Here is a 21,474-nt window from a genome sequence, read left to right on the forward strand (position 1 = left end):
CCAACGAAGAAGCCCGACACGATCATCGTGTCGGGCTTCTTCGTCTTGCGGAGGTCGGGCCGTAACTCAGCTGTCGAAACCGTCGCCGTGCAGGGCGTCGTTCATCGATGCATCCGCGAAACCGCGGCAGTAGTCCCAGGTGACGTACGCGTCGGGAACGGGGTCGTAGGCCGGCTCGTGCGGTCGTACGGTGCCGTCGACCAAGAGCTGCAACAGGTTCGCGCGGAGCATGTCCCAGTCGTGGTAGTGGTCCTGCTGGCAGTCCTCGCAGCACACGACCAGACCGCGGATGCCGCGATGGCCGAGCAGTGCTTCGTAGACAGCAAGGTCCGCCAGGTCTTCCTCGACGGCCAGTCGCTCCTGAGGGTCCAGGGGCTGGCCAGGCTCGATGGCGTCGAGGGCGGCCGACGGGTCGGCTGGGTCTCCGGCGAAGGGGTCCGGGGGTAAACCGGGAGGCAGTTGATCGCGCACGCCTCCACGGTACGCAGGACTGGTGGGTCTGCGCCAGCCGTTCGAAAGCGACATGCCGGACGTGGATGCTGCGCACTGGCACCGATGGCCGAGATTTCCGGGCCTCGGGCAGGCCGTAGTGGGAGGCATTCGCACTGGTTGTGCCCTAGCCGATACCATGGTTCACGGCGCTGAACAGATGAGTGCAAGTGCCGAAACTCCATCCGTTCTCCAATCCCGCCCATCCGTTGTCCAATCCCGCACTGCGGTGCGCCTGCGAGCTCTCACCGGCCGCACGCCGCGCCGAAGTGCAACCAGGCTCTAGGGAGGGCCAGATTCGCATGAGTAGTCCCGGAGCCCACGTCCGCACAGGCGGCGACGATCCCACCAAGGTCGCGATGCTCGGCCTCACGTTCGACGATGTCCTGCTGCTGCCGGCCGCTTCGGATCTGATTCCCAGCTCGGTCGACACGTCCAGTCAGATCACCCGCGAGATCCGGTTGCGGGTGCCGTTGGTCAGCTCCGCCATGGACACCGTCACCGAAGCGCGGATGGCGATCGCTATGGCCCGCGCCGGCGGCATGGGCGTGCTGCACCGCAACCTGTCGCTGCAGGATCAGGCGTCTCAGGTGGAAACCGTCAAGCGCTCCGAAGCGGGCATGGTCACCGATCCGGTCACCTGCAAGCCCACCGATTCGTTGGCCGAGGTCGACGCCATGTGCGCGCGCTTCCGCATCTCGGGATTGCCCGTCACCGACGAGACCGGCGCGCTCGTCGGCATCATCACCAACCGCGACATGCGCTTCGAGGTGGACCAGAACCGCCGCGTCGCCGATGTGATGACCAAGGCTCCACTCATCACCGCGCAGGAGGGCGTCACCGCTGAGGCCGCCCTCGGCCTGCTGCGCCGTCACAAGATCGAGAAGCTTCCGATCGTGGACGGCAAAGGCGCACTGACCGGCCTCATCACGGTCAAGGACTTCGTCAAGACCGAGCAGCATCCCAACGCCACCAAGGACCGTGACGGCCGCTTGCTCGTTGGTGCCGCGGTGGGCGTCGGACAGGACGCGTGGGCTCGTTCGATGGCACTGACCGATGCCGGTGTCGACGTCGTCATCGTCGACACCGCGCACGGCCACAATTCGCAGGTGTTGGAGATGGTCAGCAAGCTCAAGGCCGAGGTGGGCGATCGGGTTCAGGTCGTCGGCGGAAACGTCGCCACCCGCGCAGGTGCACTCGCTCTCGTCGAGGCCGGCGCGGATGCGGTCAAGGTCGGCGTCGGGCCGGGATCCATCTGCACCACTCGAGTGGTCGCAGGCGTCGGCGCTCCGCAGATCACCGCCATCCTCGAAGCCGTTGCCGCGTGCAAGCCGCACGGTGTGCCGGTCATCGCCGACGGCGGTATGCAGTTCTCCGGCGATATTGCGAAGGCACTCGCTGCAGGTGCATCTACCGCCATGCTCGGATCGTTGCTGGCCGGAACGGCCGAGTCCCCCGGAGAGCTGATTCTGGTGGGCGGCAAGCAGTTCAAGAGCTACCGCGGTATGGGTTCTCTCGGTGCCATGCAGGGGCGTGGGGGAGCGAAGTCGTTCTCCAAGGACCGCTACTTCCAGGACGATGTGCTGGCCGAAGACAAGTTGGTGCCCGAGGGAATCGAAGGCCGTGTCCCGTATCGCGGACCGTTGAATCAGGTCATTCACCAGCTCACCGGTGGTCTACGAGCTGCGATGGGCTACACCGGGTCCAACTCGATCGAAGACCTGCAGAAGGCTCAGTTCGTGCAGATCACCGCGGCCGGGCTCAAGGAGAGCCATCCGCACGACATCACGATGACCGCAGAGGCCCCGAACTACACCACCCGATAGTCGTTTCGGCCTCACTCGGCCGACTCGATTCGCTCTCGAAGTAGAAAGGTGCGCGCGTGCGCGACCTCGTTGAAATCGGCATGGGCAGAGAAGCCCGCCGCACCTACCAGCTGGACGACGTGGACATCGTGCCGTCCCGTCGTACTCGGTCGTCGAAGGAGGTGTCGACGGCGTGGCAACTCGACGCGTACCGCTTCGACATCCCGGTGCTCGCCCATCCCACCGACGCCCTGGTCTCGCCCGCGTTCGCGATCGAGCTGGGTCGTCAGGGTGGACTCGGAGTCGTCAACGGTGAGGGCCTCTGGGCCCGCCATGCGGACGTACAGGCCAAGCTGGATCAGCTGATCCATATCGCCGAGACCGATCTCGATCCCGATGCGCCCATCGCATTTCTGCAGGAGTTGCACGCCGCGCCGCTGCAGCCCGATCTGCTGTCGGCTGCAGTCGGCCAGGTCCGCGATTCCGGGGTCACCGTGGCGGTGCGGGTGAGTCCGCAGAACGCACGTGCGTTGACACCCGCTCTGGTCGCCGCCGGGCTCGATCTGCTGGTCATCCAGGGCACCATCATCTCCGCCGAGCACGTGGCGCACGGCGATGAAGAACCGCTCAACCTCAAGACGTTCATTGCCGAACTGGACGTCCCCGTCATCGCCGGTGGCGTCAGCGATCACCGCACTGCGCTGCACCTGATGCGCACGGGTGCGGCAGGCGTCATCGTCGGCTACGGCTCCGTCGAAGGCGGCACGACCACCGGTGAGGTGCTCGGCATCGGTGTTCCGATGGCCACCGCGATCGCCGACGCGGCAGCCGCGCGTCGGGACTACCTGGACGAGACCGGCGGCCGGTACGTGCACGTCATCGCCGACGGCGATATCACCACCTCCGGCGCGTTGGCCAAGGCCATTGCCTGCGGAGCCGACGCTGCGGTTCTGGGAGCGCCGTTGGCCGTCGCCGCGGAAGCTCCCGGTGGCGGCTGGTACTGGCCGTCCGCGGCGGCGCATCCGTCGATGCCGCGTGGTGCGTTGCTGCCGATGTCGGCGGGGGAGCGTCCGAGCCTCGATCAGGTGCTGCACGGACCGTCGCGCGAGTCTTACGGCTCGATCAACCTGGTCGGCGGACTGCGTCGGTCGATGGCGAAGTCGGGATACTCCGATCTCAAGGAATTCCAGAAGGTGGGCCTGAACGTCAGGGCCTGATCGGCTGCACATTCGATGGGCGCGCACTCCCGTGACGGGGGTGCGCGCCCTTTGTCGTGCGCGGTACTTCGTAGCAGGCGACGAGTGTCCGCACACGTAAGCCGACCCTGAGTTGGTGATACCTCTCGTAACAGCTAGAATTGTTTGTGGCGGTAGTCACATGGGGGTGTGCATACTGTTCGACAGCAACGGATGTAGCGGAGGTCACCATGGGTTCAGCTGTTCGCGCCACGGATTACGACGTTCTGATCGTCGGTTCGGGCTTCGGCGGAAGTGTCACTGCGCTGAGGCTGGTGGAGAAGGGATACCGCGTCGGAATTCTGGAAGCCGGGCAACGCTTCGAGGACAAGGACTTCGCGAAGAACAGCTGGGATCTCAAGCGCTTCCTGTGGGCACCGAAGCTGGGCCTGTACGGAATTCAGCGCGTGCACCTGTTGCGCGATTGCCTCATCCTCGCCGGTGCCGGAGTGGGCGGTGGATCACTGAACTACGCGAACACCCTCTACAAGCCTCAGGCACCGTTCTTCGAGGACAAGCAGTGGGCGCACATCACCGACTGGAGCAGTGAGCTGTCTCCGTTCTACGACCAGGCCACCCGCATGCTCGGCGTGGTGCGCAATCCACACATGACCCCTGCCGACGAGGTGATGAAGTCGGTCGCCGAGGACATGGGTGTAGCCGACACGTTCATCCAGACACCGGTGGGCGTGTTCTTCGGTGACGAACCCGGCAAGACCGTTCCGGACCCGTACTTCGGTGGTGCCGGCCCCGAGCGCACCGGATGCATCGAATGCGGTGAGTGCATGACGGGGTGTCGCCACGGTGCCAAGAACACCCTGTTGAAGAACTACCTCGGCCTGGCCGAGCGCGCGGGAGCCGAGATCGTGCCGATGACGACGGTGTCCGGCCTGCGCCCCCGATCCGACGGCACCTGGGACGTCGACACCGAGCGCACCGGTGCTCGGCTCCGCAAGGGCAAGAAGACCTACAGCGCGGCCAATGTCGTGTTGGCCGCGGGCACCTGGGGCACCCAGAATCTGCTGCACAAGATGAAAGACACGGGCGCGCTGCCCAAATTGTCGGACACACTCGGCGAACTGACTCGCACCAACTCCGAGTCGATCGTCGGTGCGGCCAAGCTGGCGGTCGATCCGAACATGGACCTGACGCGCGGAGTCGCCATCACGTCCTCGTTCCACCCCAGCCCCAACACTCACATCGAGCCGTGCCGCTACGGCAAGGGCTCGAACGCGATGGGCATGCTGCAGACCCTGATGACCGACGGCGGAGGCAAGATTCCGCGGTGGCTCAAGTTCGTGTTCGCGATGATCGCGCATCCGATTCAGTTCGTCCGTGTGGTCAACGTCCGGCACTGGAGCGAGCGCACCATCATCGCGCTGGTGATGCAGAACCTGGACAACTCGATCACCACGTTCACCAAGCGTGGGCCGTTCGGCCGCAAGATCTCCAGCAGGCAGGGCCACGGGGAGCCGAATCCGACGTGGATCCCCGAAGGCAACGACGCCACCCGGCGGATCGCCAAGAAGATCGGCGGCGTTGCTGGAGGCACCTGGGGAGAGCTGTTCAACATCCCTCTCACCGCACACTTCCTCGGCGGCTGCGCCATCGCGTCGGATTCGGCGCACGGCGTCATCGATCCGTACCACCGCGTCCACGGATATCCGACGCTGAGCGTGGTGGACGGGGCGGCCGTGTCGGCAAACCTCGGGGTGAACCCGTCGCTGACCATCAGCGCGCAGGCCGAGCGGTCCGCCGCACTGTGGCCGAACAAAGGCGAGCTGGATCTTCGCCCGGCACAGGGGCTTCCGTATCAGCGGCTCGATCCCATCGCCCCCAATTCGCCTGTCGTCCCGGTGGACGCTCCGGGTGGACTGAGATTGCCTATCGTCGAGATCAGGTCCGGCTCCGCGGCGCTGCACGTCGAGCATTCGGGTGTTGCGTAGGCACTACAGCGGTCCCACTAGACTGACCCGGTGACCGACTCCACTGCACACGATCCCGCACACGCACGCCCGGTTCTCGTCGTCGACTTCGGTGCTCAGTACGCGCAGTTGATCGCCCGCCGTGTGCGTGAGGCCAACGTGTACTCCGAGGTGATCTCGCATACCGCAACCGCCGAGGAGATCGCGGCAAAGGATCCGGTCGCGCTGGTGCTCTCCGGTGGACCGTCGAGCGTCTACGCCGACGGGGCACCCGAACTGGACTCGACGCTCCTCGACCTCGGCATCCCCGTGTTCGGAATCTGCTACGGATTCCAGGCCATGGCTCAGGCCCTCGGCGGAACCGTCGAGCACACCGGAACGCGGGAGTACGGTCGCACCCAGCTCAGCGTGGACGGCGGTCGTCTGCACGACGGTTTGCCTGCGACCCAGCCGGTGTGGATGAGCCATGGCGACGCGGTCACCGCGGCCCCGGAGGGCTTCACCGTCACTGCAACCAGCGCCGGGGCACCGGTTGCCGCCTTCGAGAACGAGGCCAAGCGGATGGCCGGAGTGCAGTATCACCCCGAGGTTCTGCACTCCCCGCACGGGCAGCAGGTACTCAGCCGGTTCTTGCACGAGACGGCGGGCATCGCTCCGGACTGGACAGCGGCCAACATCGCCGACGCTCTGATCGAGGCAGTTCAGGAGCAGGTCGGTCCGACGGGCAAGGCCATCTGCGGTCTGTCCGGAGGAGTCGACTCCGCGGTGGCGGCAGCTCTGGTGCAGCGCGCAATCGGCGACCGGTTGACCTGTGTCTTCGTCGACCACGGCTTGCTGCGTGCCGGCGAGCGCGAGCAGGTTCAGCAGGATTTCGTGGCTGCCACCGGTGCCAAGCTCGTCACCGTCGATGCGGTCGACACCTTCCTCGGTGCGCTCGAGGGCGTCTCCGATCCGGAGGAGAAGCGCAAGATCATCGGCCGCGAGTTCATCCGTAGCTTCGAGGGTGCCGTCACCGAGGTGCTGGGTGAGAACGCCGAGCACGGCGACTCCGTCGAGTTCCTGGTGCAGGGCACGCTCTACCCGGATGTCGTGGAGTCCGGTGGTGGTTCGGGAACCGCCAACATCAAGAGCCATCACAATGTGGGCGGTTTGCCGGACGATCTGCAGTTCGCCCTGGTCGAGCCGTTGCGTGCGTTGTTCAAGGACGAGGTTCGTGCCGTCGGACGTGAATTGGGACTGCCCGAGGACATAGTCGGAAGACAACCTTTCCCCGGACCCGGACTGGCCATTCGTATCGTCGGAGAGATCACTGCGGATCGGCTGGCCACATTGCGTCATGCGGATTCCATTGTTCGAGAAGAACTTACGGTTGCCGGCTTGGATCAGCAGATTTGGCAGTGCCCGGTGGTGCTGCTGGCGGACGTCCGGAGTGTCGGAGTGCAGGGCGACGGTCGTACCTACGGTCATCCGATCGTGCTGCGTCCGGTGTCGAGCGAGGACGCTATGACTGCGGACTGGACCCGACTGCCGTACGACGTGCTGGAAACGATTTCGACTCGGGTGACCAACGAGGTTCCGGAGGTCAACCGAGTCGTTCTCGACGTGACGAGCAAGCCGCCGGGCACCATCGAGTGGGAGTGAGCGCGTCAGCTCTTTCTACTGGGGCCCAATAGAAGAGCGACTCCGACGGCGACCGCAGCGATCACGAAGACCCAGCGAAATTGCACGTCGCCCAGGGCAACGATCGCATCCTGTCCGATGATTGCTGCGACCGAGACGACCATGGCGGCCAGTCCGGCAAGCAACAGCAGCGCCGACGGTCCGCGGCGGTTCGAGTTCTGCGCCTCGGTGTCGGAATCGCTGTCGCCGTAGTCGTGGCCGACACGGTCGGCGTTGTTCTTCTTCACTGGTTCACCTTCAACTCGCCGAGCGCCACATCTCCCACGATCGTCAGGACCGGAGCATCGGTGCTCGCTGCCGGGCCGAACCGTGTCTCGGTGGGGCACGTACCCATCGCCGCCTCGCATTCCACGGTCACGTTCATCGAATCGGGCACGGTGACCGTCGCACTGCCCAGTGCCACATCGATGTTCACGGTGCGGTTCTCGGTGAGTGTCAGGCCGGCAAGGTCGAGGATCAGCTCACCGGCGCCGACGTCGTAGGACGGGGCGAGCTCGGCAACGGTCGACGGAGCGACCTGCTGGGTTCCCGACGCACCGTTGCCCAGGTCCACCGGCCCGACCGCCGATGCCAGTACGACGAATCCGGCCAGGGGCGCCGCGACCACCAACAGTCCGTAGCCCTTGCGGAGGAAGGCACCGAGGATCAGCCCGACCGAGATGATCGCCAACGCGACGGCTCCGACGCGTCCCGCTGTGGCCCAGTCCCCGCCGGACGCGGCTCCGACCGCGGCGGTGACGGCAGCTCCGAGCAGTGCCAGGCCGAGAAAGCTTGCTGTCCAACGTGATCGGTGCTTACGCTCGATCGCTGCCGGTGGGAACGCCGGTGCCGGTTCGGGGAGATCCCAGGCGAACGGAGCCACCCCGAGCGGGTCCCACGACGGGGGAGTAACCGTCGGCGTTTCGGCCGGCGTCTGCTTGTTCAGATTCACGGTGTGGTCGGCACCGGAGTCTGCAGCATCGGAGCTATCGGCTGCTTTCGGCGTCGGAACGTAACTGGTCGGCAGCGTCGTGTACGGGCTGTAGTGCTCGTGCTGGAACTGCGGCGGCCGATACTGAGCGGCCGTCCACTGCTCCGCTGACGTACTGTACGAGCCGAAAGGCTTGGGCGCGTAGTAGTTTCGGGAGAACTCTTCCGTTCGCATGTACGGTGGTGGCTCGGGGCAACGCTGATGCAGCAACCACAGGCCACCGAGCATGGCCAACAGCGAGATGAGCCCTGAACCTCCGAGCCCGACACCTACCGGGCCTATCGTCGACACCGCGATCACCAACGCCACTGCGACGACGACCATCTTGGTCGTCGAGTCGGAACTGGTGCCGCGGCCGACGAGTGACTCTGCGCCCGACGCAGTGTCACCGGCTCGGCTGAGTACCAACCACGCCGCCAGATACAGCACGATGCCGGTGCCGCCGAACAGGGTGGACACGACGAACGCGACCCGAATCAGAACAGGATCCACGTCGTAGCGATAGCCGATACCGGCCGCGACACCCGCCACATGTCCGCGTTGCGGCAATCGGTGCGGACGGGTTCGCCACATCTGCTGAATTTGATCCGAGACGGTCACGTTGCTCATGACAACCATCGTGGCGCTCCCGATCGAGAAACACATCAGGGATACCCCTGATATCGACCCCGAGCGTGATCGGACGTCGGCGAAGGCGCGAAACATCAGGGCGAACCCTGATGCGACACTCGCCCCGTCCGTGTCAGGATCGATGCGTGCACCCTGTCGACAATCCACCCGTTGACGCCGCCCGCAACACACCACCCGTAGCCGGCGACGCTCCGGTCGCCCCTGTCACCCCTGCCACGTCGATTCCCCCAGCTCCTGCACGCTCTGCTCCTGACCCTTATCTACGACGCGGCGGTGGACGCATCGTCGGCGGCGTCGCCGGGGGTCTCGCCGACCATCTCGGCGTCGACGTCTTCAAGATTCGGGTGGCGTTCGCGCTGCTCGCGGCCTCGGCCGGTGCCGGAATCGCCGCCTACGGCCTGATCTGGATGTTCACGCCAGCCGGCGACGACACGGCACACCCGAGTGCCGCCGAACGTCAGCGTGCGCTGGGGTTGGCTGCCATCGGTCTCGGCCTCGCGGTGGGGCTCGCCTGGCTCCTCAGTGGTACTGCCGCATCGGTCATCGTGCCAGTCATCGTCGTGGTGGTCGGCGCAGCGCTGGTGTGGCGTGAGTTCGACGTCGAGGGTCCGCGCACGGCTTTGGGACTGCCCAAGCATCCGACCGTGCTGAGCTGGGCGCGGGTCGTCGGCGGAGCGACATTGATCGTCCTCGGGCTGGGGGTGGTGGTCCTTGCCCGCGTCGATTTGGCCGCACTGCGTTCGTCGCTGCTGGCGGTGGTGGTCACCCTCGTCGGCGTCGGCCTGTTGACGGTTCCCATCTGGCTGCGTACGTGGCGTGCGCTCGGTGCCGAGCGGTCTGCGCGTATACGTAACGACGAACGTGAGGAGATTGCCTCGCACTTGCACGACTCGGTGCTGCAGACACTCGCCTTGATCCAGAAGCAGTCCGATCGGCCGCAGGAGGTGATGCGGTTGGCGCGCGGGCAGGAGCGGGAGCTTCGCAGATGGCTGTTCGACGGCGGCGACACCGACAACTCCAGCTTGGCCGACGCCCTGAAGACAATCTCCGGTGAGGTCGAGGATCAGCACGGTGTGACCGTCAGACCCATCACCGTCGGAGACGTACATCTTCTGCCCGACGACGTCGAATCCGGCCTGTCCAGGGAAAGTTTCACCGCGCTTCTCGGTGCCACGCGCGAGGCACTGGTCAACGCGGCCAAGCATTCCGGTGAGACCAACATCGACCTGTTCGCCGAAACCGAAGCGGAGCAGGTCAGTATCTTCGTCCGCGACCGCGGAACCGGGTTCGACGAAACCGAGGTACCCGAGGACCGGCAGGGCCTGGCGAAGTCCATCAGGGGTCGTGTCGAACGCCGCGGCGGCACCGTGCAGGTACGGTCGACCGTCGGCAAGGGCACCGAAGTACGCATCTTCATGCCCCGCAACGGCAGTACTGTGACCACTGAATCGCCCGAAACCAACCAGCAGGAGCAGCCGACGTGACCGACCCGTTCCGAGTTTTCCTGGTCGACGATCACGCGGTGTTTCGCTCGGGCGTGCGAGCCGAACTCGGCCGGGAGGCGGACATCGAGGTGGTCGGCGAAGCGGGAGGCGTCGCCGAGGCGGTATCGGGTATCGACTCGACGAAACCCGATGTGGTGTTGCTCGACGTGCACATGCCCGACGGCGGTGGCGTGGCCGTGCTGAATCGCATCGCCGAGGGGCCGGTGTGCCTGGCGCTGAGTGTGTCCGATGCGGCCGAGGACGTCATTGCCGTCATCCGCGCCGGGGCGAGGGGGTACGTGACCAAGACCATCTCCGGTGCGGAGCTCGCCGACGGTGTTCGACGCGTCGCCGGGGGAGACGCGGTATTCAGCCCGCGTCTGGCCGGGTTCGTCCTCGATTCGTTCACCGGTCGTAGTGCCGCCCCGGAGCCCCCGCTGGATCCGGAACTGGATTCGCTGACGCCCCGTGAACTGGAGGTGCTGCGGTTGCTGGCGCGCGGATACACCTATCGCGAGATCGCCGAGGATCTGTTCATTTCCGTCAAGACCGTCGAGACTCATGCATCGAATGTTCTTCGAAAGACCCAGCAGTCCAACAGAAACGAACTCACACGATGGGCGCACAAGCGTCGAATCGACTAGCCGTCGGCGTCGCGCTTGACCTTCGACCAACCCGAAGCCTCAGGATTTCACCATGACTGATTCGGACGAAGAATTCCTGACCATCGGTGTGTTCGCTCGCTCGAGCGGGCTGACCCCGAGTGCCCTGCGCTTCTACGACGACTGTGGATTGCTCGTCCCGGCATCCATCGACGCCAAGTCCGGCTACCGTTACTACACCCGTGCACAGTCGAAGCGGGCCAACATCATTCGACAACTGCGCGAGATCGGGATGCCACTCGACAAGGTGACCGCCGTCCTCGACGGCGACGGAGCCGCGGCGGTCGAGATCGTGGATCGACACGTCGAGGAGCTGGCCGCGAATGCGCGCGCGGCAGCCGAGGCTGCGGTGTCGATCCGCCAGCTTTTCGACGAAAAATACTGCACCGCAACGGTATCTGCCGTGGAATTTGCTTCCGCAGTGGAGCAGGTCTCGTCGGCAGCCGGGGCGAGTGGCGACTTCCCGGTGCTGCGAGGCGTCCTGATCGAGGTGGACGGCGGCACCGTTACTCTCACTGCGACGGATCGCTATCGGCTCTCCACCCGCAGTCTCGTGGCGCAGTGTTCGGCCGGAGCCCCCTGGTCTCGAATCGCAGCGGTCGGCTCGCTCGGGATGGCGACCGCAACCGGCACCCTCGTGCTGACGGCAACCGACGACGCGATGGTGATCGACTCCGACGGTGCTCGGGCCGAGGTGGATCCGGTCGACGGCGAATTCCCCGACTGGCGGGCGATCATGAACGGTTTGGCTCCGACCGTGACGAGGGTTGTGCTTCGACGCGATTTCGTTCCGCTCGACAGCGGCACCATTCGCATGACCGCCGGGCCGGACGGCGTCTCGGTCGATGGTGTTCCGGTTCCCGCGCAGGTGACCGGATCGGAGAGCCTGGTGTTCTTCGACGCGGCCGTCCTGCAGGCGGCCGTCGCCTCGGCTGTCGGACCCGACCTGATGCTCGACATCGCTGCACCGGACCACCCGATGCTGGTGCGCTCCGCGCTCGACGGCGCTCTGACGACGCTGGTGATGCCGGTTCGCGGCTGATCGAATGCTTCCTGTCGTCGAAAGTCGGCGAAGTGTCGACTTTCGATGACTGGGTGCGAGCTCCCGCACTCGATACCGTCGACGGTATGGACGACAAGATGCTCGGGGAGACGCCACCGGCGGTGCTGTGGTTCTCTCGTGGTGATCGAATTCTGCTGATCGCCGGGGCAATGCTGATGGGCGGACTGCTGGGATTCGCGGTGCCGTACGTGGCGGAGTGGGGAGCGTCGCTCACCTGGATACCGTTCCAGGGTCCGTTGGAGTTGATCGCGTCGTGGTCACAGTGGTGGGTGCGGTACGTCTGCATCGCGGTGGGGGTTCTGCTCGGGTTGGCACTGGTGGCCGCCGCGTTCTACGACACTGCGCGGGTGGCGGTGTCGGAGGCGCACGTACGCATCACCGAGAAAGGCGAGACCGCCACTGTGTCCAGATCGCAGGTGGGTACCGTGTTCGTCGACGGCAAGGAACTGGTGTTGCTCGACGCAGCCTCGCGTCAGTTGGTGCGAGTACCGAGCGAGGAGAAGCGTGAGGCCATCGAGGCAGCATTCGAGCAGCGGGGTTACTCGGTTGCGCCCGGTGATCCCTACGCGGATCTCTATCACCTGTGGGTGCCCGAGACGCCAGGCCTGGCACCGGAGGTGAATGCGGTGCTCAAAGCTCGGGACATGGCACTGAAGAAGAAGGCGGGTTCCGATGCACGTGAATTGCGTTCGGAGCTGGACAGACTCGGCGTAGTAGTGCGCGACAAGAAGACCAGCCAATACTGGCGCCCCCTGGTTCGGTCATGACGGTCGGATCATGACCCTGTTGCGAAAGCATCGAGACCGCGCATGGGATGTCGCCGCCATCGCGTTCGCGCTGTTGCTGGTGTTGTCGGTAGCCGCAGGCACCGAGGGGATGACCACCACCCGAACGGTCGTCTCGATCGTCGTGGGCGTTGTCGGTGCCGTGCTGTTGTGGTGGCGTCGCCGGTGGCCGATCGAGATCGCGGTAGCGCTGGCCGTGTGCGCTGTTCTCACCGATGCAGTGGGTGGAGCCGAACTGGTGGCCGTCTTCACGGTGGCTTCTCGAAAGTCGTGGCGGGTCACCACCGCGGTGGTGGTTCTGCACGTGCTGGCGTCGATGATCTGGACGACCGTATGGGCCGAGCAGTCGATTCTGTACGTCGCGATGACCAGTCTCGCCTTTCTGAGCATCCCGGCGGCATGGGGCATCGTCGTCAAGTCGCGTCGCGAGGTGATCGACTCGCTACGTGAGCGGGCCGAACGAGCAGAATCGGAGTCGAATCTGCGAGCCGAGACCGTTCGCGGGCTCGAACGTGAGCGGATCGCCCGGGAGATGCACGACGCTCTTGCGCATCGGATTTCGTTGGTCAGTCTCCATGCGGGTGCGCTCGAGGTCCGGCCGGATGTCGGTGCGCGGGAGGTCGAAGCACTCGCGTCGACCATCAGATCCAATGCGCACGGTGCCCTGGAGGATCTGCGGGAGATACTGGGAGTACTTCGATCGGGCGAGGTGAACGTGCCGCGTCCCCAACCGGGTGTGGACGATATTGCTGCGCTGATCGAGGACTCGGAGAAAGCCGGTACACAGGTGACGTTCTTCGACGAGATGCCTGCGAACCTCTCGCTGCCTGCCTCTGCCTCTCGCACCGTTCACCGTGTGATTCAGGAGGGCCTGACCAATGCCAGAAAGCATGCGCCGGGGTTGCCGGTGCGATGTGGAATTACGCAGGTCGACAACGAGATTCGAGTGTGGCTCGAAAACGGCATCGGCACAGGGGGATTCGCGACAGTACCGGGCTCCCGATCGGGAATGATCGGCCTCACCGAGCGGGTCGAGCTGGCGGGAGGGCGAATCGAGTACGGTATCGCCCGAAGCAGCGTCGGAGTGGTCTACCGTCTGGAAGCATGGCTACCGTGCCCGAACTGACCGATGGTCCCGAAGCGGGCAAGACACTAGAGGTGTTGCTCGTCGACGACGACGCGTTGGTCCGGGCTGGGTTGTCGCTCATTCTGAGTTCGGATCCGGGTATCGCAGTGGTCGGTGAGGCGTCCGACGGTCGCGGCGGTATCGAGGCAGTGCACGCGCTGTCTCCCGACGTGGTTCTGATGGATGTTCGGATGCCCGTCATGGACGGTCTGGCTGCCACCGAAATGCTTCGGGCAGAGGGTTTTTCGGCGGCAATCGTGGTATTGACCACGTTCGACACCGACGAATATCTGCTGCGGGCTCTGCGGGCGGGAGCCAACGGGTTCTTGCTCAAGGACACGCCGCCGCGCGACATCATCGACGCGGTGCATCGCGTCGGAACCGGGGAGTCGATGCTGTCGCCGACGGCCGTAGGACGCTTGGTTGCCCACTGGCGCGAGCAGGACGCTCGATCACACGACTCCGCCACGGCGCGAGCGCGAGCGGTACTCGACTCTCTCACCGATCGAGAACGTGAGGTGGCCGTTGCCGTCGGATCGGGAAAGTCCAACGCGGAGATCAGCGCGGAGTTGTACATGAGTGTGGCAACGGTGAAGACCTACGTGTCACGGATCCTGACGAAGCTGGAGTGCAGCAACAGGGTTCAGATTGCGATCATCGTGCACGAGTCGCGTTGAGGGCTCGACTACAGCAGAAGGCCGATCACCAGAATCAGAACGATCACGACGGCGAGGATCAGTGCAGCGAGGATGACCGGCGACGGAATCGTCGTCCGATCGCCCACGGCATCTTCGATCCGCATCAGCACGTTCTCGATGGGGTTCTTCTTCTTTCGGGGTAGGTCGAACGGTGGGGGAGAGTAGCTGGAGGGAACCGGATTCGCTGGGCTTTCACCGGGTTGCACGGCGGGTAGGCCTGCGACGGTGCTGCCGAATTCTCGGGACGGACGGCGAGATTCGGACACCGGTGTCGAGCGTCTTGCCCATGCCGGAACTACGCCGTCCGCAGAGGTGAGCGGTACACCGCGTAGCTGAGCTATGGTGCCGCGCTTGCTGATCGCAGCGAGGATGATCTCGTCGCGGGCCTGCGCCATGGTGGGACGCCGAGCAGGATCGGGCTCGAGCATGTGCAGCAGCGGACCGGTGAGATCTCCGCTGCGGGTGGGAGAGATGATCTGCCCCTTGGCAACTCGGTGCAACAGTGCGATCGAATCGTGGTCGATGTCGAACGGAGGTTTGCCTTCGATGGCGGTGTACAGCGTTGCACCGAGGGAGAATACGTCGCTGGCCGCGGTGGGATCCTGTCCGCGGGCAACCTCCGGGGCGAAATACGCAGGGGTACCGGTGATCACGCTGTCGTCGGATTCCTCGACGTCCCCTTTCGCGCGGGAGATGCCGAAATCACTGATCTTGACGATGCCCAGATCCTTGCCGCGATCGGCGATCAGAATGTTGCCCGGCTTGATGTCGCGGTGCACGATTCCTGCTTCGTGCGCCTCGGTCAGTGCGTCGGCGATCTGTGCCCCGATCTGAGCAACCTCGAACGGCGGTAGCGAATCGGTGGTGCCGAGCGCCTGCGCGAGACTGCGTGAGGACAGGTATTCCATGACCAGCCACGGCTCGCCGTCGACGAGAGCGACGTCGTGCATCGCGATGGCGTGGGGACTGGACAGGCGAGCAGCGATACGACCCTCACGCATGGCCCGATTGCGCACCTCGACGGCTTGCTCAGGGCTCAGCGCGGTGGTGGACGTGACTTGCTTGACGGCCACCTGGCGGTGCAGAAGTGTGTCGGTGGCGAGCCATACTGCGCCCATTCCGCCGCCCCCGAGTTTGCCGGCAAGGCGGTATCTTCCGGCCAGGAGGTAGTCGGGTCCGACTCCTCGTCGAACACGCTGCTGATCGGTCACGCCCACAGGTTAGTTGACGATGGCGGGGTGTGCCCGCAGCCGCAGAATGGAAGCCCCCACCAGCGGGTTCGGCACCACCTTGACGAGTTGCCGTCCGAGCGGCTTTACTGAGTGCAGATCGAAATTGTGTTCGAATACGCCACTTCCCGCGTTCGACGAACACCGATGTTTCGGCTCGATTTCTACATCGTGAAGGGGAGTGACATGACTGTATCGGGAGCTTATGTCACGCCGGATGTGCTCGACGGGTTGTCGCTGCCGGAGCGTGTCGCGTTGCTGCGTAGCCGGATGGCTGCCGTGCCGTCCCGTGGCGAAACGGCGTCGGTGCGCATCGAGAGTTCGGACCCCGACCCCGTCAGCTCCGATTTCGGCGAGGCCGAGCCGATACGTGCGGTCCGTCAGCGGGCCGTTCTTCCGGTGCCCTCTGCGCTGATCGACGTGCTGCCGCACGGTGGACTGGTGCGTGGAACGGTGGCCTCGGTGTCCGGTGCCGGCTCGCTGCTGATCGGTCTGGTGGCCGCAGTGACCGGTGCCGGTGGGCATGTCGCCGTCATCGGGCAGCCTCGTTTCGGAGTTCTCGCCGCGGTGGAGATGGGCGCACAGCTGAGCAAACTGGCCCTGATTCCCGATCCGGGCCCCGATCCGGTGGAAGTGGCGGCAATCCTGCTCGACGGTGTGGACCTCGTGGTGCTCGGTCTCGGTGGCATGTCCGTATCACCCACTCGGGCCAGAGCCGTGGTAGCCAGGGCACGGAGCAAGGGTTCGACGCTGCTGGTGACCGATGGACACTGGGACGGGGCAGAACTACGACTGGACGCGTCGGTGCACGGTTACGACGGTCTCGGTACGGGTCGGGAGCTGGGACGTGGCCGGCTCCGCGGCGTCCGATTGTCGGTGTGCGCGCGCGGCAAGGCGATGCGGCCCCGCACCGTTCGACTCGATCTGCGTTCGGAGAACGGCCGCATCGAGTGGCATGCCGAACAGCACGAACAGAATCCATTGTCGATCGCGGTCTCGACATGAGCATCGACCGTTCCAGTCGTGTTCTTGCCAGTCGTGTTCTTGCACTGTGGTGTCCCGATTGGCCCGCTGTTGCAGCAGCTGCTCAGGCCGATCTGCCTGCGACGCATCCGGTGGTCGTCACCTCGGCCAATCGGGTCGTCGCGTGCTCGGCGACGGCACGTGCGTCGGGTATCAAGCGTGGCCTGCGGCGTCGGGAAGCCCAGGCACGGTGTCCGGATGTGCATGTCGCTCTCGCCGATACCGATCGTGATGCGCGACTGTTCGAGCCCGTGGTCTCTGCCGTCGCCGCCATCGCACCGGGAGTCGAAGTGCTGCGGCCGGGTCTGTTGGTTCTCGCTGCTCGCGGTGTCGGACGGTATTTCGGTACCGAGCATCGGGCCGCGGAACGGTTGATCGACCAAGCATCGGCTGCCGGTGTGGAATGCCAGATCGGTATCGCCGACGAGCTGTCCACCGCGGTCGTCGCCGCGCGATATGCACAGGTGGTACCGCGCGGAGGTGGTGCCGGCTTTCTCGCTCCGTTGCCGGTGGCAGAACTCTCGGCAGAACCGAGTATGTCCGCTGCCGATCGTGGTGAGTTGGTGGACCTGTTGCGACGCTTGGGTCTACGAACCATCGGCGACTTCGCTGCGCTGTCTCCTGGTGATGTCGCGTCGCGGTTCGGTACCGATGCGGTGTTGGCGCATCGCAGTGCTCGGGGTGAGCCCGAGCGTCCGCCCTCGGCCCGGGCGCTGCCGCCGGATCTCGATGTGGAGTATCGGTGCGATCCACCGATCGATCGGGTCGACGCCGCTGCCTTCGCCGGGCGCGGTCTTGCCGAACAGTTGCACACCAAGCTTGCTGCCGCTGCCGTTGCGTGTACTCGTCTGCTGGTGCATGCCAGTACCGGTAACGGTGAGAACCTGTCGCGGATCTGGCGCTGCGCGGAGCCGTTGACGCCGGAGGGAACAGCCGATCGCGTGCGGTGGCAACTGGACGGCTGGCTCACCGGGCGCAGCGAGAACAAGCCGACATCCGCGATCACTGTTCTGAGGCTCGAGCCGATCGAGGTGGTGGCAGCCGGTGAGCTGCAACTGGGGTTGTGGGGCAGTGTCGGCGACGAGGACGACAGAGCGCGTCGGGCATTGGTGCGCGTTCAGGGTCTGCTCGGTGGCGAATCGGTGCTGGGCGGTGTTCTCAGCGGTGGACGCGGGCCGGCCGAACGGATAACGCTGCGCCCACTCGGCGACGAGCTGGTGCCGATGTCCGATCCATCCCATCCATGGCCGGGACGATTACCCGAGCCTGCTCCGGCGGCAGTGATAGAGACCCGTCCGACAGTGACGCTGATGAATCGGACGGGTACGGGAATCGGCGTCACCGACCGCGGTGTGTTCGACGCGCCACCGGCACGATTGCGCTGGGGAACCAAGGAATGGGAACTGACGGGATTGGCCGGGCCGTGGCCGGTGGACGAGCGGTGGTGGGACAGCGGCAACACATCGACGGGTCCGACAGCGCGGGCCCAGGTGGTGCTCGACGACGAAAGAGCCCTGCTGCTCGTGTTCGACGAAGGTCGGTGGCGGGTGGAAGGAATCTACGAATAGTGACACCGCTACATTCGAGTGAATGCAGATGATGTCGGAGACGGTCGACCTCGGTGGCGTCGATATCGCGTATCGCTCGTTCGTCCCGCAGGAACACCCCAGCGCGGCTCCGGTGCCGGTGATGCTGGTGCACGGGATGGGCGGGGACAGTGGAACCTGGGATCGATTTGCCCGAGCACTGACAGCTCGAGGTCGCCGGGTGCTCACCGTCGATCTGCGTGGGCACGGTAAGAGCGCCCACACACCCACGTACGAGTTCGACTCGTTCGGTGGCGATCTCCTTGCTCTGATCGATCACCTCGGGCTCACCGAAGTCGATCTCGTCGGGCATTCCCTCGGCGGATATGCGGTCTCGCTCGTCGCGCAGCGTCAGCCGTCGCTCGTGCGCCGTCTGGTACTCGAGGAACTTCCGATACCGATTCGGCCGGGGGATGCCCCGCCGAGCCTGACCGGCAAGATGCCGTCGGTCACCGAGCTCTGGCACGCCGCAACCAGCGTTGTCCTGCATCCCCGTGCGGTACTCGCGTTCGATCGGTCGATGACTGCCACTGCTCTCGAGCAGTTCCGTCGGCCGAATCCGCAGTGGTGGGAGTCGTTGGCCGACATCACTGCTCCGACGTTGGTGCTTCGCGGAGGTCCCGGCGGCATGGTCGATCCGGTTCGGCTCGACGCGATGGTCGCCGAGATCTCGACCTGCCGCGTCGAGGCGTTTCGCACCGGACACAGCATCCATCGCGACGGTTACTCGGCGTTCGAGGCCACCGTTCTCCCGTTCCTCACGGACTAGGGTCTCGGACATGACTCCGAGTGCGCTCGATCGCAGAATGCTGGGCTGGTCGGCACTGTTCGTCGTGTCGCAAGCCAACATCGCTCGGTTGCTCGGACCCGCGGCCCCGAAAGTACTCGAGGTGCAGACGGCCTGGTCCGCGCGGCGCTACCGGCAGATCCTCGCGAGCATGGACGAGACCGAGATCGCCAGATTCCGCAGCCACTACTTTCCCGACTTCGTGCATCCGGCGATCTATGCCATCGCACTGCGGGCCGGTGCTCGCAGCCTGGCGGCGAAGACGCCGCTGAGCCCTTCGGCGACGACGGCATTGGCCGTCGCACCCGTTGTCTCCGCCGGCGGTGACTACATCGAGAACATCGTCGGCCTGATGCTGGTGGACAACCGAGAACAGATCACCGACACCGTCGTTCGCGCCACCACCGTTGTCAGCACCGTCAAGTGGATACTGGCGATCGGCTCACTGGCGTACCTGGGTCAGGGATTTCTGCGCGTGTGGACAAAGGCTCTGTTGCGCTGAACCTCGCGACAGCCCTACCCCTGTCGTTCGACCAACTCCTCCCCGAGGGGAGTGCGCACGTACAGCACCGATCGTCCCTGTCTGACGCGTCGCACCACCGCCGCTTCGCGCAGAACGCGAAGATGCTGGCTCGCCGCGCTGGGTGAGACACCAAGTGCAGCAGCGATTTCCCCGGTGGTGGTGGGCGCGTCGAGCAGCGTGAGAATCGTGGCACGGTGGGTGCCGAGGAGATTGGTCAGCGCTCGGTTCGGAGCTGTCCGTGCCATGTTCCACACTGCGCCGCGCCCGCGGGCCGGATACACCAGCGACGGAGCCCGCGTCGGGCTGATCTGAGTGATCGCGCCGTGCACGAACACCGACGGAATCAGCGGAAGTCCACGTCCGTCGACGTCGACCCACACCTGGTCCTCGAGCCGATCGACCCACAGCACACCGTCATCCCATCGAACTCGGGAATCGAGGTGCTCGAACATCTTTCGTGCCCCGAAGTGCGAGAGCTGTTGTGCTCGGTAGTCCACATCGCCGTCCAGTACCGCTCGGATCCGGGACCAGTCGGGTTCGAGGCACGTGGCCCAATACTGCGAGAGCGCCTGGACTGTACGGGTGCGCACCGCTCGGGCCGGACCGATGAGGACCGCAGGAATGTCAGTGGAGAAGGCGGCAGCGATGTCGCGTCGCATCTCCGCTGCCGGTGTCGCTCCGACAACGGCGATCTCGTCGTCGAAGGCCGGGGATTCGGTGGGCGGACGGGGAGCGAGAAAGTCCGGGATCCTGCCCTCGGGAGAGACCAACGCCGTCAGCAACTCGGTGTCGCACTGCTGCCATGCCGTCCGGACGCGTCGACGCCACGGCTCGTGCAGACGGTGCCGATTCGGCGAGGTCCAGGCACGCAGACTCAAGACCGTCTCGAACAGCGGCGAGACGGTCAACGAGGTATCCGCCAGGTCGGCGGCTCGGAGATGAAGTGCGAGCATGTAGTCCCACACTAAATGGTGGCGACCGACAGCCGTGCTCGATGTACTGATCCACATGCCCATCGACTTCGAAGATCCAGCCAACAGCGACACCTATTCCGGCCGCGAGGCCGACCCTTCCTGGGGTGCCGCGATCACCGATTTAGTCGATCCGGTCGGCGTGCACGTCATCGATCTCGGATGTGGCGGGGGTACCTATGCGCGTGCATGGCGCACGCTGGGAGCGCGTGTCACAGCTGTCGATTCGAGTGAACCGATCCTGGAGTCCGCCCGCCGATCGTCGCCCGCGGACATTGCGTTCGAGTGTGCACCCGCCGAGCGCACCGGCCTACCCGACGGCCTGGCAGATATCGTGTTCGCTCGCGCGCTCGTCCACCATCTGCCCGACGCATCCGCCCTGGCAACAGAGATGTTCCGGCTGCTGCGGCCGGGTGGTATCGCGATCGTCCAGGATCGGACGAGCGAGGACGCGACACTGGCAGGATCGCCGACGAACCCGCGCGGATATCTCTTCGACGTGTTTCCCCGGTTGACGGAGGTCGAGGGCCGCCGCCGACACGACGTCGACGACGTAGTGGCCGCATTCGCTGGGGCAGGATTCACCGATGTTGCCACGCAACCACTCTGGGAAACTCGTCGACGCTACGAGAATAGCGAGCAGTACCTGACAGAAATCGCCGGCAGAACCGGGCGCTCCATCCTGCACGAACTCTCCGACGTCGAACTCGCGGAGCTGGTCGAGTATCTACGCGGTCGCCTGGCCCCCGGTGAGTTGATCGAACGCGATCGCTGGACTCTCTGGACCGCCGTGGCCCCATGAC

General features: G+C 65.2%; 20 protein-coding genes. 15 read left to right on the forward strand and 5 right to left on the reverse strand.

Features of this window, described 5'->3' with window-relative positions; all coding sequences use genetic code 11:
• Positions 1 to 66: 66 nt before the first annotated feature.
• Positions 67 to 471: a DUF5319 domain-containing protein gene (locus ACQR3T_RS03540; RefSeq protein WP_032378069.1), complete on the reverse strand. Its 405-nt coding sequence runs from the start codon at positions 469 to 471 to the stop codon at positions 67 to 69.
• A 320-nt stretch (positions 472 to 791) separates the two neighbouring features.
• Between ACQR3T_RS03540 and guaB the strand changes: the two genes are divergently transcribed.
• From guaB to guaA, 4 genes are all read left to right on the forward strand, one after another.
• Positions 792 to 2,315, forward strand: coding sequence for an IMP dehydrogenase (guaB, locus tag ACQR3T_RS03545; RefSeq protein WP_032376741.1), 1,524 nt, complete (start codon positions 792 to 794; stop codon positions 2,313 to 2,315).
• A 56-nt stretch (positions 2,316 to 2,371) separates the two neighbouring features.
• Positions 2,372 to 3,511, forward strand: a complete 1,140-nt coding sequence (locus tag ACQR3T_RS03550; RefSeq protein WP_032376742.1) for a GuaB3 family IMP dehydrogenase-related protein — start codon at positions 2,372 to 2,374, stop codon at positions 3,509 to 3,511.
• Between the two features lie 209 nt (positions 3,512 to 3,720).
• Entirely contained in the window at positions 3,721 to 5,475 is a 1,755-nt protein-coding gene (locus ACQR3T_RS03555; protein ID WP_032376743.1) for an FAD-dependent oxidoreductase, read from the forward strand.
• A 30-nt stretch (positions 5,476 to 5,505) separates the two neighbouring features.
• Positions 5,506 to 7,095 carry a glutamine-hydrolyzing GMP synthase gene (gene guaA, locus ACQR3T_RS03560; RefSeq protein ID WP_032376744.1) on the forward strand — a complete coding sequence of 530 codons (1,590 nt, stop codon included), beginning with the start codon at positions 5,506 to 5,508 and terminating at the stop codon, positions 7,093 to 7,095.
• Between the two features lie 5 nt (positions 7,096 to 7,100).
• On the opposite strand, the gene ACQR3T_RS03565 is transcribed toward guaA, so the two are convergent.
• Together ACQR3T_RS03565 and ACQR3T_RS03570 are read right to left on the reverse strand one after the other, a co-directional pair.
• A complete protein-coding gene (locus ACQR3T_RS03565; protein ID WP_032376745.1) occupies positions 7,101 to 7,361 on the reverse strand; it encodes a hypothetical protein in 261 nt (86 codons plus the stop codon).
• The gene (locus ACQR3T_RS03570) at positions 7,358 to 8,713 is read right to left on the reverse strand and encodes a PspC domain-containing protein (protein ID WP_428692542.1); all 1,356 of its coding nucleotides are present in this window, start codon (positions 8,711 to 8,713) and stop codon (positions 7,358 to 7,360) included. Before ACQR3T_RS03570 ends, ACQR3T_RS03565 begins: the two co-directional genes overlap by 4 nt.
• A gap of 146 nt (positions 8,714 to 8,859) precedes the next feature.
• Between ACQR3T_RS03570 and ACQR3T_RS03575 the strand changes: the two genes are divergently transcribed.
• From ACQR3T_RS03575 to ACQR3T_RS03600, 6 genes are read left to right on the forward strand one after another with little or no spacing between them, the layout of a single operon-like run.
• A complete protein-coding gene (locus ACQR3T_RS03575; RefSeq protein ID WP_037176638.1) occupies positions 8,860 to 10,218 on the forward strand; it encodes a sensor histidine kinase in 1,359 nt (452 codons plus the stop codon).
• Positions 10,215 to 10,862 carry a response regulator gene (locus tag ACQR3T_RS03580; protein WP_428692543.1) on the forward strand — a complete coding sequence of 216 codons (648 nt, stop codon included), beginning with the start codon at positions 10,215 to 10,217 and terminating at the stop codon, positions 10,860 to 10,862. Before ACQR3T_RS03575 ends, ACQR3T_RS03580 begins: the two co-directional genes overlap by 4 nt.
• Positions 10,863 to 10,914: 52 nt before the next feature.
• Positions 10,915 to 11,922, forward strand: coding sequence for a MerR family transcriptional regulator (locus ACQR3T_RS03585; protein ID WP_428692544.1), 1,008 nt, complete (start codon positions 10,915 to 10,917; stop codon positions 11,920 to 11,922).
• A 32-nt stretch (positions 11,923 to 11,954) separates the two neighbouring features.
• Complete coding sequence (locus ACQR3T_RS03590) at positions 11,955 to 12,710, forward strand: YqeB family protein (RefSeq protein ID WP_428692545.1); 756 nt, start codon at positions 11,955 to 11,957, stop codon at positions 12,708 to 12,710.
• Positions 12,711 to 12,720: 10 nt separating this feature from the next.
• A complete protein-coding gene (locus tag ACQR3T_RS03595; protein ID WP_428692546.1) occupies positions 12,721 to 13,854 on the forward strand; it encodes a sensor histidine kinase in 1,134 nt (377 codons plus the stop codon).
• A complete protein-coding gene (locus tag ACQR3T_RS03600) occupies positions 13,833 to 14,531 on the forward strand; it encodes a response regulator (RefSeq protein WP_052070121.1) in 699 nt (232 codons plus the stop codon). The genes ACQR3T_RS03595 and ACQR3T_RS03600 overlap by 22 nt, the downstream gene beginning before the upstream one ends.
• Positions 14,532 to 14,539: 8 nt before the next feature.
• Here ACQR3T_RS03600 and ACQR3T_RS03605 read toward each other — a convergent pair whose 3' ends face one another.
• Positions 14,540 to 15,763, reverse strand: a complete 1,224-nt coding sequence (locus ACQR3T_RS03605) for a serine/threonine-protein kinase (protein WP_428692547.1) — start codon at positions 15,761 to 15,763, stop codon at positions 14,540 to 14,542.
• A gap of 204 nt (positions 15,764 to 15,967) precedes the next feature.
• Here ACQR3T_RS03605 and ACQR3T_RS03610 point away from each other — a divergent pair, with 204 nt between their 5' ends.
• Genes ACQR3T_RS03610 through ACQR3T_RS03625 form a run of 4 tightly spaced genes read left to right on the forward strand, consistent with a single transcriptional unit; the run spans position 15,968 to position 19,679 of the window.
• A complete protein-coding gene (locus tag ACQR3T_RS03610; RefSeq protein WP_428692548.1) occupies positions 15,968 to 16,786 on the forward strand; it encodes a hypothetical protein in 819 nt (272 codons plus the stop codon).
• Entirely contained in the window at positions 16,783 to 18,372 is a 1,590-nt protein-coding gene (locus ACQR3T_RS03615) for a DNA polymerase Y family protein (protein ID WP_428692549.1), read from the forward strand. The genes ACQR3T_RS03610 and ACQR3T_RS03615 overlap by 4 nt, the downstream gene beginning before the upstream one ends.
• Positions 18,373 to 18,394: 22 nt before the next feature.
• Positions 18,395 to 19,159, forward strand: a complete 765-nt coding sequence (locus ACQR3T_RS03620) for an alpha/beta fold hydrolase (RefSeq protein ID WP_428692550.1) — start codon at positions 18,395 to 18,397, stop codon at positions 19,157 to 19,159.
• Positions 19,160 to 19,169: 10 nt separating this feature from the next.
• Positions 19,170 to 19,679: a hypothetical protein gene (locus ACQR3T_RS03625; RefSeq protein WP_428692551.1), complete on the forward strand. Its 510-nt coding sequence runs from the start codon at positions 19,170 to 19,172 to the stop codon at positions 19,677 to 19,679.
• Positions 19,680 to 19,693: 14 nt separating this feature from the next.
• On the opposite strand, the gene ACQR3T_RS03630 is transcribed toward ACQR3T_RS03625, so the two are convergent.
• On the reverse strand, positions 19,694 to 20,653 hold the full coding sequence (locus ACQR3T_RS03630) for an ArsR/SmtB family transcription factor (RefSeq protein ID WP_428692552.1): 960 nt from the start codon (positions 20,651 to 20,653) through the stop codon (positions 19,694 to 19,696).
• A 55-nt stretch (positions 20,654 to 20,708) separates the two neighbouring features.
• On the opposite strand from ACQR3T_RS03630, the gene ACQR3T_RS03635 reads away from it, so the two are divergent.
• Complete coding sequence (locus ACQR3T_RS03635) at positions 20,709 to 21,473, forward strand: class I SAM-dependent methyltransferase (RefSeq protein ID WP_428692553.1); 765 nt, start codon at positions 20,709 to 20,711, stop codon at positions 21,471 to 21,473.
• Position 21,474: the final 1 nt, after the last annotated feature.

The sequence above is a fragment of the Rhodococcus sp. IEGM1428 genome (assembly GCF_050321865.1).
In the GTDB taxonomy this organism is placed as follows: domain Bacteria; phylum Actinomycetota; class Actinomycetes; order Mycobacteriales; family Mycobacteriaceae; genus Rhodococcoides.

What these genes read in the sequence shown, in the direction of transcription:
- ACQR3T_RS03630 (WP_428692552.1), bottom strand. Translation starts at nt 20,653, where the DNA reads ATGCTCGCACTTCATCTCCGAGCCGCCGACCTGGCGGATACCTCGTTG.
- ACQR3T_RS03600 (WP_052070121.1), top strand. Translation starts at nt 13,833, where the DNA reads ATGGCTACCGTGCCCGAACTGACCGATGGTCCCGAAGCGGGCAAGACA.
- ACQR3T_RS03615 (WP_428692549.1), top strand. Translation starts at nt 16,783, where the DNA reads ATGAGCATCGACCGTTCCAGTCGTGTTCTTGCCAGTCGTGTTCTTGCA.
- ACQR3T_RS03635 (WP_428692553.1), top strand. Translation starts at nt 20,709, where the DNA reads ATGCCCATCGACTTCGAAGATCCAGCCAACAGCGACACCTATTCCGGC.
- ACQR3T_RS03620 (WP_428692550.1), top strand. Translation starts at nt 18,395, where the DNA reads ATGCAGATGATGTCGGAGACGGTCGACCTCGGTGGCGTCGATATCGCG.
- ACQR3T_RS03585 (WP_428692544.1), top strand. Translation starts at nt 10,915, where the DNA reads ATGACTGATTCGGACGAAGAATTCCTGACCATCGGTGTGTTCGCTCGC.
- ACQR3T_RS03595 (WP_428692546.1), top strand. Translation starts at nt 12,721, where the DNA reads ATGACCCTGTTGCGAAAGCATCGAGACCGCGCATGGGATGTCGCCGCC.
- ACQR3T_RS03610 (WP_428692548.1), top strand. Translation starts at nt 15,968, where the DNA reads ATGACTGTATCGGGAGCTTATGTCACGCCGGATGTGCTCGACGGGTTG.
- ACQR3T_RS03570 (WP_428692542.1), bottom strand. Translation starts at nt 8,713, where the DNA reads ATGAGCAACGTGACCGTCTCGGATCAAATTCAGCAGATGTGGCGAACC.
- ACQR3T_RS03555 (WP_032376743.1), top strand. Translation starts at nt 3,721, where the DNA reads ATGGGTTCAGCTGTTCGCGCCACGGATTACGACGTTCTGATCGTCGGT.
- ACQR3T_RS03625 (WP_428692551.1), top strand. Translation starts at nt 19,170, where the DNA reads ATGACTCCGAGTGCGCTCGATCGCAGAATGCTGGGCTGGTCGGCACTG.
- guaB (WP_032376741.1), top strand. Translation starts at nt 792, where the DNA reads ATGAGTAGTCCCGGAGCCCACGTCCGCACAGGCGGCGACGATCCCACC.